Origin of the sequence: Staphylococcus sp. GDY8P67P, from assembly GCF_017892545.1 — a bacterium.
Classification (GTDB): domain Bacteria; phylum Bacillota; class Bacilli; order Staphylococcales; family Staphylococcaceae; genus Staphylococcus; species Staphylococcus ureilyticus.
In genome coordinates, this window is sequence record NZ_JAESLH010000006.1 from 131,507 (window position 1) to 150,315 (window position 18,809).

Annotated in this window: 18 protein-coding genes; 6 read left to right on the forward strand and 12 right to left on the reverse strand. The window is 32.1% G+C overall.

Annotated features, from left to right (window positions below; all coding sequences use genetic code 11):
- Positions 1-114: 114 nt before the first annotated feature.
- From KA833_RS03160 to KA833_RS03170, 3 genes are all read right to left on the reverse strand, one after another.
- Positions 115-468, reverse strand: a complete 354-nt coding sequence (locus KA833_RS03160) for a transcriptional regulator, SarA/Rot family (protein WP_046208467.1) — start codon at positions 466-468, stop codon at positions 115-117.
- Between the two features lie 626 nt (positions 469-1,094).
- Positions 1,095-1,454 (reverse strand): DoxX family protein, encoded by a 360-nt coding sequence (locus KA833_RS03165; RefSeq protein ID WP_046208468.1) that lies wholly within the window; start codon positions 1,452-1,454, stop codon positions 1,095-1,097.
- A 13-nt stretch (positions 1,455-1,467) separates the two neighbouring features.
- Positions 1,468-2,520, reverse strand: coding sequence for an LLM class flavin-dependent oxidoreductase (locus tag KA833_RS03170; RefSeq protein ID WP_046208726.1), 1,053 nt, complete (start codon positions 2,518-2,520; stop codon positions 1,468-1,470).
- 501 nt (positions 2,521-3,021) lie between these two features.
- Here KA833_RS03170 and KA833_RS03175 point away from each other — a divergent pair.
- Positions 3,022-3,759 carry a CHAP domain-containing protein gene (locus KA833_RS03175; RefSeq protein WP_070657898.1) on the forward strand — a complete coding sequence of 246 codons (738 nt, stop codon included), beginning with the start codon at positions 3,022-3,024 and terminating at the stop codon, positions 3,757-3,759.
- Between the two features lie 606 nt (positions 3,760-4,365).
- Here KA833_RS03175 and KA833_RS03180 read toward each other — a convergent pair.
- The 3 genes from KA833_RS03180 to KA833_RS03190 form a co-directional block, all read right to left on the reverse strand.
- Positions 4,366-4,527 carry a hypothetical protein gene (locus tag KA833_RS03180; protein WP_155390677.1) on the reverse strand — a complete coding sequence of 54 codons (162 nt, stop codon included), beginning with the start codon at positions 4,525-4,527 and terminating at the stop codon, positions 4,366-4,368.
- A gap of 171 nt (positions 4,528-4,698) precedes the next feature.
- A complete protein-coding gene (gene nhaC / locus KA833_RS03185) occupies positions 4,699-6,099 on the reverse strand; it encodes a Na+/H+ antiporter NhaC (protein ID WP_210128020.1) in 1,401 nt (466 codons plus the stop codon).
- Between the two features lie 37 nt (positions 6,100-6,136).
- The gene (locus KA833_RS03190) at positions 6,137-7,207 is read right to left on the reverse strand and encodes an NAD/NADP-dependent octopine/nopaline dehydrogenase family protein (RefSeq protein WP_064209363.1); all 1,071 of its coding nucleotides are present in this window, start codon (positions 7,205-7,207) and stop codon (positions 6,137-6,139) included.
- Positions 7,208-7,459: 252 nt separating this feature from the next.
- Here KA833_RS03190 and KA833_RS03195 point away from each other — a divergent pair, with 252 nt between their 5' ends.
- From KA833_RS03195 to KA833_RS03215, 5 genes are all read left to right on the forward strand, one after another.
- Positions 7,460-7,822, forward strand: a complete 363-nt coding sequence (locus KA833_RS03195; protein WP_046208472.1) for a DUF4870 domain-containing protein — start codon at positions 7,460-7,462, stop codon at positions 7,820-7,822.
- A 314-nt stretch (positions 7,823-8,136) separates the two neighbouring features.
- Entirely contained in the window at positions 8,137-8,604 is a 468-nt protein-coding gene (locus tag KA833_RS03200; protein ID WP_046208473.1) for a CHAP domain-containing protein, read from the forward strand.
- Between the two features lie 988 nt (positions 8,605-9,592).
- A complete protein-coding gene (locus tag KA833_RS03205; RefSeq protein WP_107365489.1) occupies positions 9,593-9,913 on the forward strand; it encodes a DMT family transporter in 321 nt (106 codons plus the stop codon).
- A complete protein-coding gene (locus KA833_RS03210; RefSeq protein WP_046208475.1) occupies positions 9,913-10,230 on the forward strand; it encodes a DMT family transporter in 318 nt (105 codons plus the stop codon). The genes KA833_RS03205 and KA833_RS03210 overlap by 1 nt, the downstream gene beginning before the upstream one ends.
- 163 nt (positions 10,231-10,393) lie before the next feature.
- Positions 10,394-11,350, forward strand: a complete 957-nt coding sequence (locus KA833_RS03215; RefSeq protein WP_046208476.1) for a 2-hydroxyacid dehydrogenase family protein — start codon at positions 10,394-10,396, stop codon at positions 11,348-11,350.
- Between the two features lie 391 nt (positions 11,351-11,741).
- Here the strand turns inward: KA833_RS03215 and KA833_RS03220 are convergent, their stop codons facing one another.
- From KA833_RS03220 to KA833_RS03245, 6 genes are all read right to left on the reverse strand, one after another.
- Entirely contained in the window at positions 11,742-12,866 is a 1,125-nt protein-coding gene (locus KA833_RS03220; protein ID WP_046208477.1) for an FAD-dependent monooxygenase, read from the reverse strand.
- Positions 12,867-12,982: 116 nt separating this feature from the next.
- Positions 12,983-13,759, reverse strand: a complete 777-nt coding sequence (locus KA833_RS03225; RefSeq protein WP_210139523.1) for an N-acetylglucosaminidase — start codon at positions 13,757-13,759, stop codon at positions 12,983-12,985.
- Positions 13,760-13,785: 26 nt separating this feature from the next.
- The gene (locus KA833_RS03230; protein WP_071560236.1) at positions 13,786-14,070 is read right to left on the reverse strand and encodes a hypothetical protein; all 285 of its coding nucleotides are present in this window, start codon (positions 14,068-14,070) and stop codon (positions 13,786-13,788) included.
- Positions 14,071-14,194: 124 nt separating this feature from the next.
- Positions 14,195-14,662, reverse strand: a complete 468-nt coding sequence (locus KA833_RS03235) for a helical membrane plugin domain-containing protein (RefSeq protein ID WP_019468329.1) — start codon at positions 14,660-14,662, stop codon at positions 14,195-14,197.
- Positions 14,662-17,616, reverse strand: a complete 2,955-nt coding sequence (fdhF, locus tag KA833_RS03240; RefSeq protein WP_075100115.1) for a formate dehydrogenase subunit alpha — start codon at positions 17,614-17,616, stop codon at positions 14,662-14,664. The genes KA833_RS03235 and fdhF overlap by 1 nt, the downstream gene beginning before the upstream one ends.
- 266 nt (positions 17,617-17,882) lie before the next feature.
- Positions 17,883-18,809, reverse strand: coding sequence for an LCP family glycopolymer transferase (locus KA833_RS03245; RefSeq protein ID WP_169926881.1), 927 nt, complete (start codon positions 18,807-18,809; stop codon positions 17,883-17,885).

Sequence of the window (18,809 nt, forward strand, 5' to 3'; positions counted from 1 at the left end):
TAATGTTTTACTCAAATAATATTTTGGTTCAATATATAATTAATAAAATAAAATTACACTTTTCAGAATATTCGTTTTTTTATATATGTAACACGACTCATTTTCAAAAGTGAGTTACTTTAGGTAGTCTTGTAATGTTTTTATCATATGTTCAATTTTCTGACGTTGTGTTTCATTTATATATACAACAACTGTACGTTCGTCAATATCACTTCTCTTTTTACTCAAATAACCCATTTTAATTAATTTTTGCAATGCTTTCGTTAAGTAGTACGGTTTTAACTCTGAATATTGCGCAATTTCTTTTGCGGTAACCTCATAAGATTGACACTCATGTATATAATTCAAAATAAATATTTCTTCATAATTTAATTTGTGATATTTCTTAGTTTCTTTGAAAAACTGTTTCCCTTTTTGATACAAAGTTATTAATTCGTTTAGTTCACTTAATTCTTTTAATTTTTCCATAAAACCACTCCTTATGTTTTTTCATGTTGTTAATATATTTCAATGTGTGCCTGTCTTTATGTAATATAATTTTATCCTATTTATGCTATTGAATTCAATATGGCTTACTATGAAAAATATTAGGTTTTACTACTATTTTTTTAATATCACTTTTTATTATTAAAATTTAGTGCTACATATATCCTTTTTGTTACTAAAAATTCACTAATAGCTTATATAAATTTTTAAAATTATTAGCATTTGCTTTTAATTTAATAAATTGAAGATCACTAAAACCAACTAAAAATACTTCGGCATATCTAATAATAAGCATTGTTATATATGTCAACCAAACAACTATATTAACCAAACAAACTGCCTAATGTCATGGAGCTATGTTGTAGCACTCTCTCATTATAAACACATAAATATCAAATTATCATTTTCAAAGTGTAATATCGTTTTTAAAACGAAATGTTTCAATTATCACTATTTACAAGTAATTTCCTCATAAAAAATCTGTATAAAAAAACAACTTGAGACATTTATTAAAGTCCCAAGTTGTGTTAATTTTCATTTCTTATTATTCTTTATTTAAAAAGAAACACTTTATCATATTGATATCTAGACGATACCTTAATAAATAATTATTTCTTTTTACAATCTAACGTATCTAATAAGCTAAGCGCTGCTAATCCTGTTAAATCAAGTGCATGTTTTGCACCTGCTTTACCATGTCCAGCTTCAAAGTGTTTATACGCTGCTACACCTAGCACAGTAATCGTCATTAACGAAGCAATACGTGATAATCTTTTACTTGCAAAGCTTAGCACGAAAAATACTGCACTTAATGATTCTAAAGCACCAGCTAAAGGTACTGCATTTGCAGGTAAATTAAATACTTCAGTAAAAGTATCTTTCATAGATTTGTCACCTTTTAATTTTGGTTTCGCTGCACCATATAATTCTTTTGCTAATTTTAAATTTGTTAAATAACGTAATATCATTTTTACTCTCCTTCTATTTGTTTTCAAAATATTTATCTACAATAGGTTTTACCCGCTCACCCAATAATTTAATGGTGTTTATTGTATGCTCATGTGGCATTGAACCTACAGGTGTATGCAACATAAAGCGAGATAAACCTAGTGTTTCAACAGTTTCAATAATTTTATTAGCCACAGTTTCCGGACTTCCAACATATAATGCACCATTCGGGCCTGCTTCACGAATGAAACTATTTTCATCATATAGTGGCCAGCCACGTTCCTTAGCTAATACATCATGGCTTGCTTTTACTGAAGGGAAAAATTCACGAAAAGCTTGTTCATCCGTTTCAGCAATATACCCCCAAGAATGCGTAGCAATCGGTAATTCTTTCACATCATGACCATAGGATTCGGCTATCGATTTATACATATCAATATTTCTGCGGAATCTTTTGGGGTCACCGCCAATTATAGCATAAGTGATGGGTAATCCTAATGCTCCTGCTTTCAATGAAGATTCAGGTGTTCCACCTGTAGCTATAGAAATAGGTAAAATACCATGCTCAACTCTAGGATAGACACCTAAATTTTGTATATTGGGTCTCAGTTGACCGGTCCAATTTACAATTTCATTTTGATTAATTTGCATTAATAATTCAATCTTTTCATTAAATAATTGTTCATAATCATTTAAGTTATACCCAAATAGTGGAAATGATTCTATAAATGAACCTCTTCCTACCATTATTTCGGCACGACCATTTGAAATTGCATTTAATGTTGAGAACCTTTCATAAACTCTTACAGGATCATCTGAGGATAGCACAGTTACAGCACTACTCAATTTAATTTGCTTTGTATTTCTAGACGCTGCAGCTAAGACTGTAACAGGATCAGAAACGGCATAATCAGGTCGATGATGCTCTCCTAACCCATAAACATCAAGACCATAGTCATCTGCAATTTCAATCTCTTCTATGATATTTCTTATTCTCTGAGCATTGCTAATTGCAGATGTTTTACCTTTATCGGTGAAAATTTCACTATTATCAGCAAATGATGTTAAGCCAATCTCAATTTTCATTAATTCACCTCGCTTACCAAGTATATTTTTTATACTCATTATCTTAAAACCTTTCAAATAAACTGTCAATAGCATTGCTCATGAACATTACAGCCGTATTTGTATAAATTACTCTCAATTCTTTCAAAAAATAAATAATCTCTAACTTTAGAAAATAATATATTATTTAAATAACTAAATTTTAGCATTTGTTAGCATTTGTAATTTTCTGTTATTTTACAGATTTGTAATAAATTAGAGTGCAAGATTACACATGAAATCATTAAAATGTGATAACAATGGGCGCTGAGAACTATATAAAACTAATGTTATTTGTTACATCTAACGATTAATTATTAGAGTTAAATTACAAAATGATAACATTGCACACAAACCGACCATTATCTGATAAAGTATTGCTTGTCGTTAAAAAACAACGAAAAAAAATGTTTTAAACTATTGTCATTTAGAGACTGAGATAATAAATTAAATGCTTTATAATTATTAGGAGGATATTTTACAATGAAAAAAATCGCTACAGCTACAATCGCTACTGCAGGAATCGCTACTTTCGCATTTGCACAAAACGAAGCAGATGCTGCTGAAAATAATAATGGTTATAACCCTAATGACCCAACTTCTTATAGCTATTCATATACAATAGATCAACAAGGTAATTACCACTACACTTGGCAAGGTAATTGGAATCCAAGCCAAGCAGACCAAGCTCATTCAAATAACAATGGCTATGCAAGTAATAGTCAAAGCAGTAATTATGGTTCTACATATGGTAACGCTACTCAATCATATACAGCTAATAATAATACAACTGGTGGCGGTGGAGCTGCTTCAAATTCAACTTCAGACCGTAACATCAAAGTAACTACAACAAGCGCGCCATCAAGTTCATCAAGTTCTATTTCTAGCACTTCAGGTTCTTCTAACAACCTATATACTTCTGGCCAATGTACTTATTATGTATTTGATAAAGTCGGTGGTAAAATCGGTTCAACTTGGGGTAACGCTAACAACTGGGCAAGCGCTGCAGCTGCTTCAGGTTACACAGTAAACAATTCACCTTCACAAGGTTCAATCTTACAATCTTCAACTGGTGCTATGGGACACGTAGCATATGTTGAAAGTGTAAACAGCGACGGTTCAATCCGTGTATCTGAAATGAACTATGGTCAAGGTCCTGGTGTTGTTACTTCACGTACAATTTCAGCTAGCCAAGCTTCAAGCTATAACTACATTCACTAAATGTTAGCACATAAAAATAGCTAGACATAATCAAGCAGCAATTTCTATTGAAACGATATAGAAATTGCTGCTTTTTTATTTCACTTTTAGCTTTTAACTGGATAATATCACTTACAATTATTCTAGATATATTTAATTAGTATTGTTTTTTCTAATACATACCAATATTAGCGATTTTGCAAAGTGATACGGACTTAGAAGTTATATGAAATTTATATAGTGTGTATAATTACTAAGTTGGAAACCTGTATTTTATCACAATCCAGCTACATCAACGATCATCAACACATACGCTTTAAAATATTAAAAAACATACTAAGATTAGTTTTGAAGCGATCTTAGTATGTTTCATATCATCTTAGATGACTGGAACTTAGGTCACCATTTGGTACTTTTATCAATTCTAATCATCTTTTATGTACACTTTTAAAGTGATAAATCTTCAATGATGCATCAGCTTATATCTAAAATTAGCAATATAATACTCACTTGTATCATTGTAAAAATAACATGACTACCATCATAGATTAATTTAATTTAGAGAATTAAAACCATTTAAATTATGGTTTATGCAAGTATAACTATACATATACCATTTGTGTATTGTTAACATAAATCGGCTTTATACTGTACCATCGCTACAATATACAATATAAAACCGACTATAAAATAGATAATAGAAGGATATTTAAAATCTTTACCTATATTGAAATATTGATGTATTCCTATAACATAAAGTAATATCGCTACAATAATTACTAAATTCAATACGGAACCACCTCATCCATAGTTTTGTTTAGCCGAATTAGCTATCTCATAAACATATTATTAATAATTCCACTTAAATCTAACTAAAAAAGTAGTAATATAAACAAGTTTGCAACTTGAATACATTACTACTTTTTCTTAATTTATTATCACAATGATACTATGTTACTTTTATTCTTCGCTAACTTTAGCTTTCTTGATGCCAATACCACTAAATCCATAAAATATTGCAAAGAAGACACATAAATAACACGGCACAGCCCAAATAAAGAATTGATCGACAGAAACGCCTAATTGTTGGGTATAATAAATACCAGATGTTCCCCAAGGTATCAATGGTATAATCATTGTACCTGAATCTTCCAATGTTCTAGATAGATTTGAGCGATCCAAGCCCATTTTATTATACATATCCATCATTAATACACCAACCATGATTATCACTACAGAAGCAACGCCTGCAGCTAACACCATCATTAATCCACCTACAACTGTAGCAAGAATTAAAGTCCCTACAGAATTAATATTACTAGATATTTTCTTCAAGATTACATCTAAACATCCTGCTTTTTCCACAATACCAGCAAAAGCATAGCCACAAAAGATCGTGACTACAATTTCTGTCATACTCATCATACCGCCCTGTTCTATTAAATTAATCGCTTTTTCGGATAATGAGCCATGTAAATTTGGTACCATACTTTTATTAAAACCATCAAATGTTGCTTTAAAGCCATCTGTCACTTTAAAACCATTATTAAATGCACCGATAACAATCGCACTGACACTAGAGATTAACATCGATGGCACTGTTGAAATTTTAAACAACAAGCATACAATAATAATGATTAACGGTAACCATACGAAAAAGTTAATGTTATAAATCGTTGATAGTTCCTTAAGCATCGCATTAACTTGTGAAGTATTCGCATTACCTTTAAATTGTAAACCGGCAAAATACCACACAATTAATCCGATGATAGACGCTGGAACCGTTGTCCATATCATCGCTCTTATATGCGAGAAGATATTCACCTTAGTAACTAGTGCTGCTAAATTAGTCGTGTCTGATAGTGGTGACATCTTATCACCAAAAACTGCACCTGCAATAATCGCACCTGCTGCCATACCAGCTGGAATATTTAATTGTGTACTTATCGCCATCAGCGCTATGCCTGCTGTAGATGCTGACCCCCACGCAGTACCAGTAGCAACTGATGTAATTGCACAAATAATAAATGCGGATACTAAAAACAAATTAGGATTTAAAAATTCTAAGCCATAATAAATCAGTGCGGGCACTGTTCCCGAATACATCCAAGTACCCACAATAATACCTACAGATAATATAATATATATCGCTGGCATAGCAGTCGCTAAACGATTAGTAATCCCTTCTTCTAAATCTTTCCATTTTAAACCTACGCGTCTCGCAATAATTGCAGCATAAGCTGAAGAAAGAATAAGTAATGCTTGAATTGGAATATCAAACACAACAAAACCAGTTATTACAATAATAATCATCACAATGATTGTTGAAATAGATTCTAAAAAAGTTGGTTGTCTTTTCATACACATTTCCCCTTATTTATATGAATGAATATTATAATTAGTACAATCCTAACTTATCTTTTCCTAACTCATCTATCGTTAATCCTTCTTCAAAGAAGTCACGTTCTAAAATTGTTGATGCAATAATGATAATCGCATCAATGTTAGGTGTTGGCACATCAATTTCTCTTCCTAAACTTGACCAAAGCACTAAACCATATGCAATATCTTCTGTTAAATAACGATTTTTTACATGATTAGGTCCTTTAATTTGAGAAAATACAGGACTCGTATTAAACAAACGATTGAGTGGTTCATCTTCATCTTGTCTTTCTAGATAACCACGTTCAATTCGAGCTTCTTTTGCAGAAGATAACTCAAATCCTAATTTTCGCCCTAGTGTTAGTCTCTCTAACTCTACTGCATGTAATAAACGCACAGTATGTTTTGTGATTCCCTCTTCATACAACGCAAATTCATCAGCATAATCTATTCTTCCTACATTTAATAATGTTGGTCCTGGATGAACTTCAGGATTACCATTTTCTAAATTTGTTTTCCATAAGCTTTCTTCTTTTACAATATGAGGATATAACTGCTCAATTGTATCAAAGCTATCACTTAACTCTTCTTTATCATATGTTGAAAAATGTACTTTTCTAACATTTAAAGATAAATCGACACGTGCTGCTTCAAAATCGACACGCGTACCATAAGTTAATGTATTTACTTCTGCAAACTTAGGCATTACATCAATATGCATATCTTCTAACACATTCATAAAACGTATTGATCCCATTGCAGCAGCAATATTAAAGAAAATTAACTGATTCGCTTTGATAAATGGCGCCATTGTGTGCGCATAATGTTCAATAAATGATGATGGTATCACAACTTGTATAACATCAGCACCTTCAAGCACGTATTCCATATCATCACTTATGTCAGTAAATTTTACGAAGGTTTCTTCACCTTCATTATTAAATGTAAATCCACCTTGTTCAATGGCTTTGTCAAATTTATCTATAGACTGATTTCTACAATATAACTTGACTTCATGTCCTTTATTAACCATATCAAGTGCTGCAGTAACAGCACCATTACCTGATCCTACAATAGCTATCTTCATAAACACCCTTCTTTCTTTAAACATTGAATTTTTTCGTATTAAACATTACTCTCATGTATAACCTATTAAGAAAAATGATAAACACTGGTATACAACCTATCTAATTTTCTCAATTTAAAGGTACTTAAGTGCATTTCTATATTTTAACAATATCGCCACTTGGTAAACAGGCTTTTTATAAAATTTTTCAAATAATGTACAACTCATTTTGGGTTTTGTTATAGTAATAGTAAATTAAAAGGAGGAATAATAATGACTGAAGATTACGCAAATCGTGAAGTATTAAATCAAGAACCTAATAGTGATGCAAGATTGATGGCTACATTAATTTATGTACTTAGTTTTTTCACTACATTTTTAGCGCCACTAGTCATTTGGCTTATTAAACGTGAAGATTCTGCATTTGTTGATAGAGCTGGTAAAAACTATTTTAATTTTCTAATTTCATATGTTATCTGGCTAACCGTTTCAACTATTTTGATGTTTATTCTCATAGGCTTTATTTTATTTCCTATTTTCGCAATTTTAAATTTTATTTTTACAATAGTAGCAGCCGTAAAAGCATATAATGGCGAAGATTATTTACCTCCGTTATCTATTAGATTTTTCAAATAATTTATATCAAAATTTTGTGATTCTTTACACCTTCTGTAATATACAAATTTAGTATATGTGTTGATAATCGTGTTAAACCTTATACTTGTGCAATTTATACTATATTACAACAATATTTGCTTTTGTAACCTCACGTGTTGTTTATTACAACAATATGTGAGGTCTTTTTAATTGTTTTACAAATACGTAACATTCCACACAAAGTGATAATCTTCTGTTATTGTATAAATTGTCGTTGAAACTAACGCAGTAATTATAAAAATAAATTTTATTAAAATAATAGATGAATTAAATTTTGGGAGGACTTTTTTATTATGAAAAAAATAGTAACAGCAACAACATTAACAGCAGGTATCGGCGCAGCAATTGTAGGTTTAGATCACGGAAATGAAGCAAACGCAGCTGAACAATCTACTCAAGCTAACCAAAACACTACTCAAGCTACATCAGGATCAAGTGCAAACTTGTACACTGCTGGACAATGTACATGGTATGTATTTGATAAAACAGGTGGTCAAATCGGCTCTACATGGGGAAATGCAAATAATTGGGCATCTGCAGCATCTTCAGCAGGATATACAGTTAATAATTCTCCAGAAGCAGGTTCTATCTTACAATCTAGTGAAGGTAGCATGGGCCATGTAGCATATGTTGAAAATGTAAACAGTGATGGTTCGGTTAATGTTTCTGAAATGAACTATAATGGTGGACCATTCTCAGTAAGTGAACGTACAATTTCAGCTGGTGAAGCTAGTTCATATAACTATATTCACTTAAATTAATATTGTCATTAAGTCATCACGATTGGGAGTCATACAAAACATAAGGTCTTATACTTATTTCATGATTTTATGCGTATGATAAATACAGTTATTTATATTAAAAATGTCAATAACAATCTGTTTTTAATAACAAGTAGTAACTTATATAAGCGTCTGGGACATAAATCCCCATTCTTAAAATAAGAGGACCAATCCTTAATATGGATTGGTCCTCTTTATATTTAAAATTTTACGATTTTGACTGTGCGTAGTTGACTAGGGGGATTGTGCGAGCCTGTCGTCTCTCACTCATACGGATTCCCACGGGCGTTAGTACATAACAAAATCGATACAACTTATATTTTGTCATTCAAAAAATAAGATTTATGCGTATCATTTAATAGCCACTATTAAATTAACGAGCGATATATGTATAAGATTATAACTTGACTCTACAAACACTACCAATGGAAACTTCAGTTCATTTTCTCACAAATGATATGCCACGACATATTAATGAATGAAATCGATAAAACAATCCCTGAAAATGTATTCGATGCATTTAAACATCTTGTGGTGCGATATCATACTAACAAGAGGTTAAAAATCACTATATATATGTACACATAATATCATTCTCTAGTCGTAAAATAGAAAAATTGCTTAATGATCGTAGCTGAATGATGTGACTCTCACAAAATCAACCGCCTTTTTATAAACCAATAAATCATTTTAGAGTAAATCCTAAAACAATTGTCCTATTATAATCATTATTTCTTTATATTAATGGTATTTAATAAAAGAAAAGTAGCGACTCAATGAGCTAATTATAACTAAAACCATATTTAAAAAGGCAATTTCTATATGATTTCAATAAAAATTGACTTTTCACTTGTCAAAGTACTGTATATACCAGACCCTTTTATATTGAATTAAGGCTTACATATTGCAGGCTAATTAAAAGTTTGAGAAAATAGTAGCGTTTCATGTAAAAAGGAGGTTAAAGCAAATGCAGTGGTTTAAAGTTATCTTGGCAGGGATTATAGAAATATTATGGGTTACTGGGTTAAACTCTGCTGATTCATTTTTGAGTTGGACCGGTACGATTATTATCTTAATTTTAAGTTTCTATTTAGTCATTTCAGCTTGTAAGTCATTACCTGTTGGTACTGTTTATGCTGTATTTGTAGGTATTGGTGCTATTGGAACAGTACTGGTTGATATGATATTTTTCGGTGATCATTTTAACATTATGAAAATAGCATTAGTTATCTTACTTGTTATAGGAATTATCGGTCTTAAATTAACTACAGAGGAGGCTGAACAATAATGGCATGGATGATACTATTTATGGCAGGTTTACTAGAAGTTGTTGGTGTCATTATTCTAAATGAAATTGCTCGTACTAAAAAGAAACTGTTCGTAGTGCTTTTAGCAGTTGCCTTTATTTGTAGTTTTAGTACACTTAAACTAGCAATGACAATGGGCATACCTATGGGAACGGCTTATGCAGTATGGAGCGGTATAGGTACAGGTGGAGGCACACTAGCAGGCATGCTTATCTATAATGAATCTAAAAATATCAAGCGTATTTTCTTTATTGTTGTCATTGTTTTAGCAATTGTTGGTTTAAAAATCGTTGGTTAACGTAATTTTTAAATTTAGTACAGTATCTACTAAAATAAAAAGCTTATATAACGCTACAATGATAATCACAAGTGATATTTACTTTGTTTGAATTGAGAGCAATGTAAAAGTTTGTTTACTTATATGAAATTTACTATACTTTAAGTAAAGGAAGTGATTATATATGGTAAAAGTATTTATTGCAGGCCCAATACCAGAAGTAGGGTATAACTTGCTAAAAGAACAAGGTTATGAAGTTGATATGTATGAAGGTAAAGGAATTATTGATAAAGAAACATTGATTCAAGGTGTTAAAGATGCCGACGCTTTAATCAGTCTTCTATCTACTAATGTTGATAAAGATGTGATTGATGCAGGCTCAAACTTAAAAATCATCACAAACTATGGTGCTGGTTTCAATAATGTAGATATTAAACATGCACGTCAAAAGCAAATTGATGTAACCAATACACCAAAAGCATCAACAAACTCTACTGCCGAATTAACTTTCGCACTTGTATTGGCAGTTGCAAGACGCATCCCTGAAGGCGATAAATTATGTCGTACAACTGGATTTGACGGATGGGCACCATTATTCTTCCGTGGTAGAGAAGTTTCTGGTAAAACAATAGGTATTATTGGTTTAGGAGAAATTGGAAGTGCAGTGGCAAAACGTGCCAAAGCATTTGATATGAATGTACTATACACAGGTCCTCATCAAAAAGTTGATAAAGAACGTGAAATTGGTGCTAAATATGTTGATTTTGACACACTCATACAGCACTCAGATTTCATTACAATTAATGCTGCATATAATCCAGATTTACACCATCTCTTTGACACAGAACAATTCAAGTCAATGAAACCAACAAGTTATCTTATTAATGCAGCTCGAGGCCCTATCGTAAATGAAGCCTCTCTAGTAGAAGCATTAAAAAATAAAGACATCGAAGGTGCAGCATTAGATGTGTTTGAATTTGAACCTGAAATTAATGATGAACTGAAATCATTAGAGAATGTTGTCATTACGCCACACATTGGTAATGCTACGTTTGAATCACGTGATATGATGTCAAAAATTGTAGCAAATGACACAATAAGTAAACTTAATGGTGATGAACCTAAATTTGTCGTTAATTAATCATTGATAATTTAACAAAATAACAATGCAGCGACATCACTTATTTTTAACTCATGTTTAAACATCAATTTTTATTAAATCAAATATAAATTGCCCTATATCAATGGGATTAAAATAAAAACACTTTCGTAGAATTCATTTAAAATGAACAGTACGAAAGTGTTTTTTCTATTAGCAAAGTTGATGATTCAATAAAAATTTAAAATATTTTTATGTTAGCGGATCGTTCTAGCTGACATAATTGAATCACTGAAAATAACAAACTAGATTATTACCTTAGAAAAGTTATCTAATAATAGTACATTTTGATATTAAAAAGCGTGTAAATATAATTTTTCCGAATTACATTTACACGTTTTGTGATGTTGAGGCTTTGGCCAATGTATATGTTTTACTTTGCTTTCGACTTATAAATAAATTTTGTCTGATTTGAAAGTAATCGATCAGGTAAAATTTTAGCAATTTTATTTCTCGCTTTCACGACGAATTTATTTGTTCTTTGAGCAGTTTTTCCTATTTTTCTAGAACGTTTCACTATTTTTTTTGTATGTTTTACACGCAATTTATTATAGCGTTCTAAGGCTAAATCAAAATCATATGATTGCATACAATTCGCTAAAACAATAGCATCTTCCATCGCTTGGCCAGCACCTTGCCCCATGTTTGGCGTCATTGCATGTGCAGCATCACCTAGAAGTACAACACGTTGATAAACAAACGATTTCAATGGGTTTAAATCATACATATCATGTAATAATATATCTGTTTCACTTTGCTTATCTAATATTTGTCTGACTTCATTAGGAAAATGATTAAATCTTGCCTGTAAATGTGGCTTCGCAAAAGCATGAACCTTAGAATCATGGGCTTTGGCAGAAATTGAAATAAACCAATAAGCTTGGTTATTTAATAATGGTACAATGCCCACTCTACCTTTTGTAGACCAAAACTCTTTAGCAACATTGTTATCTTTTAAATCAATATCATCAACTAAGCCTCTGAATACTGCGTATCCTTGATAAATTGGCTTACTATTTGGCACTATTGCTTGCCTTATGTTTGAATGGATACCATCAGCGCTGATACATAAATCAAATGATTGTGAAGTTTGCTCGGAAAATTGTAAGGTTACTTTCAAATCCCCATTTTCAATTCCTGTCACATTATGATTGGTGAAAATTGCACTATCCGGTACATATGATTTAATCACTTCTAATAAACTTTGACGTGACATCGTTAAATTAACTGTATTTTTTTTCAACTTAAGTTTTGATAATAGTTTGTCTTTATCATCTCGAACTTCCATCATATCGATGACTTGTCCAATGTTTTTAAGTCCTTTTGCCAAATCATGACCATTCAATTTCTCAATGACATTACCACCAATGCCAATACCAGCACCTAATTCAGATACTGTATCCTCTTTTTCAAATACACTTACATCATGACCTTGCTCTATTAATAAAGCTGCTGCAGTTAAACCACCTATACCTGCACCAACGATGGCTATTTTCATCTTTATTCACTCCAACTTTCCCTAATCTTTTAATATTATATTCACATTTGTATCATAACATAACAAAACTTAAATAAAGCTTGTAAAAATTGCGATTGCAATACTCTATAATCCAACTACAAGTAATAATCTTTGTTAATGTCATCTTTTTTAATGCCTAAATTTTTATAAAAATGTTTCATAAACCAAGCGATATTATCATCCCAATCCACATCGCTTGCATATTGATGTTCACCTGGTGTCTTAGGATTCCATCTCATTTGATAAAGTGAGATTTGTTTATTATCAAAGTAATTTTTTCTTACAAATTGGGCCCCACCCATAATTGCTTTTTCAGGTGATGTCCACGATTGTTTCTTTACAAAACTACTACCAGTATGTACAGCATTTTCATCAAATGCACCTATACCAAAAAAATTATAATACCTTTCACCTTTATCTTTAATGCCTTTAGCTAATTCCGATTTACCATTACCTGTTTCAACTAAGGCATGACTCACTAAATATAAAACATTAACCTCATACTTATCTTGTGCTTCTAGAAAAGTTTTACCTTTCCCTTTTAATACACCTTTATTTTTTAAAATTTTATTTATTTCAGCTTCAGACATAGATACCTTTTCAGAAATATCCATATGGTTTAAATCATCTTGATCACTATTAACCTCCATTGCTTTTTTCACATCTGTAGTAGTAGCTTTAATGAATTTACCTTCCTGTTCTTTCATATTTAATGCGTCTGAACTTACTTGCTTATCTACCGCTTCATTAAAGGTATGTGTTCTTTGTTTTTCAAATAAAGATGTTTCATTTATTATTAATAAAATAGCAAATATAACAATAATTAATATTAATAATATCAACGGTATACGTTGCTTAACACGCTCGTTCATATTTTAAAATCTCCCTGCATTGCATTTTATTGAGTCAATGTGAAATAGGCAAAAATAATCGCAATAAGTACAATTATAAAGGAAACATTAATTGCAATACGCATGCCTTTTCGATTTCTAAACAATGTGTTGAAAATCACTAAGCTAATTGCCAATGAAACAACAAACATTGTAATCGCCATCGCAATATTTAAAGTGATTAAAAATATAATACCAATGACTAAAAATACATTTGAAATAATAGCCATGATTTTAATTAATTTCGGATTGATAAGACTCCACTCCTTGTAATCATATTCTAAGTAAATCATTCTGTTTATTGAAATTGTATCATATTTACTTAATTTTCAATATGTCATTTATCATAGCAAAAAAGCCCTCATGTGAATAAAAATTCACAATAAGGGCTTTTTTCATCAATATATACACTTCATTTTATGATCTAGACATGCCTCTGAGCATATTTAACATATAAGTTAAACTACGATTCATTTCGTCATCTCTCAGTACACTCATTAAGCCAGTGATAGATGTTTTTTGGTTTGGACTAGCTTGATTTGCAACACTTAATCCTTTATTTACTTTATTTAACATAATGCTCAAGTCATTGACATTCAAATCACCTAAAAGGAAAACAAGTGATGCCATATTTGTAATCAATCCTGTGTATTGTTCTTTGTTTAATTCAACTGCGAATTTATTAGCGATAACACCTCGACTATTGACCATACCTGATACTGCATCTAGTATCTTAGCATCGTCCAACGTGCTAATAATGTTAATAGCTTTCATGATACTATCTTTATTTGCTGCAATTGCATCTGTTACTTCTGCTAAACTTTCTTGTTTGATTTGTTCTTCAGACTTTTGCATGCGCTTAATTTTCGTTATTCTCTCAGCCATTATTTATTCACCTGACTTCCTGGGAAAGTGTAATCATCACGTTTCCATTTGTCTTCAACACGTACGCTATATTGTGGTTGTCTTTGTTTATCTACTCGGAAGTTTGTAGGGTTTAATGGTGATTTTCCTCTACGTGTTTTAACTTCCATACGACAACTTGTACGCTTATAAGAAGGTGTGTCTGTATCTTTATCCACATCACTGTTCGTCAATAAGTTAATCGCACCTTGATCACCATTTATCATTGCATTGTTATTAAGTGGAATATAAATTTCTTTGCCTTTTACTCTATCAGTGACATGTGCAATTAGTTCAGCTTCACCACTATCTGAAATCAACTTAACTTCTGCCCCTTCATGAATATCTCTTTCTTGTGCTAGTTCTGGAGATACTTCTACGAATGGTTGAGGGACTTTATATGCAAGACCTGGTACTTTATAAGTCATGTTTCCTTCATGGAAATGCTCTAATAAACGACCGTTATTTACATGTAAATCATATTTTTCATTCACTTTAAAGAAATTATCGAAAGTTAAAGGATAGAAATTCGCTTTACCATCTTCAAAGTTAAATCCATCTAAATACAATGTTGGTTGATCCGTGCCATCTTCAGCCACAGGCCATTGTAAACTATTGTAACCATCTAATCTGTCATAGTTCACGCCCGAATATGATGGTGTCAGTTTAGCAATTTCGTCCATAATTTGACTTGGGTGCGTGTAATTCCAATCATAACCTAGTGTTCTAGCTACATCTTGAATAATGACCCAATCTGGTTTAGATTCGCCTTTAGGTTCAAGGGCTTGATATAAACGTTGGATACGGCGTTCAGTATTCGTAAATGTACCTGTTTTCTCTAGTGAAGGACATGCTGGTAAAACTACATCTGCATATGAAGCAGTGAAAGTGAAAAACTCATCTTGTACGACTAAAAAACCAACTTTTTCTAGTGCAGCTTGTACATAGTTGATATTTGAATCAACAATACCTGTATCTTCACCATATAAATACAATGCGTCAATTTCACCTGCGTGAATACCTTCCATCATTTGGTGATTATCTTTACCAGGAACACTCGGTAATGTTTCACCATATTCTCTTTCAAATTTTGCACGAATTTCATCGTCTGCTACTTTTTGGTAACCAGGGAATTGATCAGGCATGCTACCCATGTCACTACATCCTTGTACGTTGTTGTGACCACGAAGCGGATATGCACCAGTACCTGGTTTTCTATAATTGCCTGTTGCTAATAATAAGTTAGAAATTGCTGTAGACGTGTCACTACCAATATCTTGTTGTGTGACACCCATAGCCCACGCAATTGACACTGTTTCAGCATTAACCATTTGATGTGCAAAATCTATGAGTGCTTCTTTTGAAATACCTGTTGTATCTTCGGCAAATTCCATCGTAAATGGTGCTAAAGACTTATGATATTCATCGAAGCCATTTACCCATTCATCTACAAATGCTTTATCATGCAAGTCATTATCTATAATATATTTTGTCACCGCTGATAACCAAACTAAGTCAGTACCAGGTTTAGGTTGATAGAAGTTGTCAGCTCTTTCTGCCATTTCATGTTTACGAATATCAAAAACATTTAATGTGTTGTTATATAATTTATGTCCACGCTTAATGCGAGAAGCAATGACTGGATGTGCTTCAGCAGTATTTGTGCCTATTAAAACAACCATATCAGCAATTTCAAGATCGTTGATTGAACCTGAATCACCACCATGACCTACAGTTCTAAATAATCCCTTTGTCGCAGGTGCTTGACAGTAACGAGAACAGTTATCGACATTATTCGTACCAATTACTTGTCTCGCAAGCTTTTGCATTAAATATGATTCTTCATTAGTTGCTTTTGAAGAAGAAATAAATGCTAGACCATCAGATCCGTGAGAAGCTTTTACTTTGTTAAAGTTTTCAGAAATTACTTGTAATGCTTCATCCCACTCTACTTCTTCGAATTGATTATTTTTACGTACTAATGGTTTAGTTAATCTTTCCTCTGAATCAATGTAATCCCAACCAAACTTACCTTTCACACAAGTTGCAATTTTGTTGGCTGGAGATTCGTGTTGAGGTTGAACTTTCAATACTTCTCTTCCTTTTGTCCATACGTCAAAGGAACAACCAACACCGCAATATGTACATACAGTCTTAGTTTTTTCGATGCGTTCTTCACGCATCGCCGCTTCAGAATCAGATACTGCAAATAGTGGGCCATAGCCTGGTTCTGCTTTTTTAGTTAAGTCAATCATCGCAGCAAGTGAACCTGGCTCTAAATCTGTCATATAGCCTGCGTTTCCTTCCATGTTTACTTCTAACATAGCGTTACAAGGACATACAGTTGCACATTGACCACAACCAACACATGATGAATCGTTAATTGTTGTATCATTATCCCAAATCACGCGTGGTTGTTGACGTTCCCAATCAATCGTTAAAGTTTCATTGACTTGGACGTCTTGACACACTTCCACACATCTTCCACAAAGAATACATTGGTCTGGGTCGTAACGATAGAAAGGTCCATAGTCTTTTTCATATGGTTTTTCCTTATATTCATATGTTTGATGTTCGAGACCCCACTGATCCATTGTATTATGAATCTCACAATCACCATTGTTATAATCACATACTGTACAATAAAGCATGTGTTTTTCTAAAATACGATCTAATGCTTCTTTTTGACTTGTTTGTACATTATCATTTTGTGTATTTACAATCATTGGTCTATCTATCGTCGTACTACAAGCACGTTGCATCACACCGTCTATTTCTACTGTACACGTATCACAAGTTTCAATTGGACCAAGCGATTCGTTATAACATATAGAAGGTACAAACGTATCTTGTGATTTAATAAATTGTAGTAAATTTGTGCCGGGTTCCACAAGATAATCTTTGCCATCTAATGTAATAATTAAATGTTCTTGCATATTATTCACCCCTATTAATTTTATAAAGCCCGTGTTTATGAATCAAAGATGTCTGACAACATTCCATCTTAAAAGCCCCACACTTTTTGGTAATGTTATTTATATTGTATATGTAAATCAATAAAATGTTAAGGCTTTCCACTGATTTTTAACTGTTTAATATAAGTTTTAATTTATAGTGTTAAATATTCTCTCTGAAAATTATTATTTTAGTGACAAAAATAAAATACACGCAACCAATACAGTGGTTGCGTGTATTTATTAAATTAGATACCTAAATTATCTTTTATATCGCTTTCTATTTCAGATAATGAACTTTGGCTAGGTACAAAATAATATAGACCATCATCTTGTATGCCACCTTGACCTTCTAATTGATGGCGGTGAACATTATCATTTGCATCTTTATAATTACCTCTAACTTTGTTCAACTCACCTAAAGTCAAATCAGTTTTTACATTATCTTCAACGTGATTCATCAACGAGTTAAAATGCGTTACTGAACTGATACTTGTCAATTTGTTGGCAAGACCTTGTATAACTAATTGTTGACGTTCTTGTCTTCCAAAGTCGCCACCAGCACCTTCTTCTTTACGACTTCTTATAAACGCCATTGCTTCTTTTCCATCCATTCGAGACTTTTGTCCTTCATTAAATTGGAATCCATCATATGAGAAGGTAGCGTTACTAGTGACATCAATACCTCCAACAGTATCTATCATATCTTTCATTCCATCCATGTCTATCGTTGCATAGTGATCTATCGGCACATTCAATAGTTTTTCTACTGATTTCACTGCCATGTCAGGACCACCATACGCGTATGCATGATTTATTTTTTCAGTTGTACCTTTACCTACGATATCTGCTTGAGTATCTCTAGGTATACTCACAATTTCAGTAGATTTCTTCTCTGGGTTGATAGACAATACCATAATCGTATCACTACGCTGTCCTCCGCCATTAGCAGCTCTTTTGGCATCTGAATCTACACCAAATAAAGCAATCGTAAATGGATCTCCATTATTAAGGTTGGCTTCTTTTTCCCTCAAAGATGACTTATCCCTATCCAATGGATTATGTATTGCACCACCGACAGAAAATATTTTAAAACCTAAATACACAACGGCTAAAATTGCTAAAATTAACAATAAACCCAAAAACCACAAAAATACTTTTGCGGGCAACCCCAT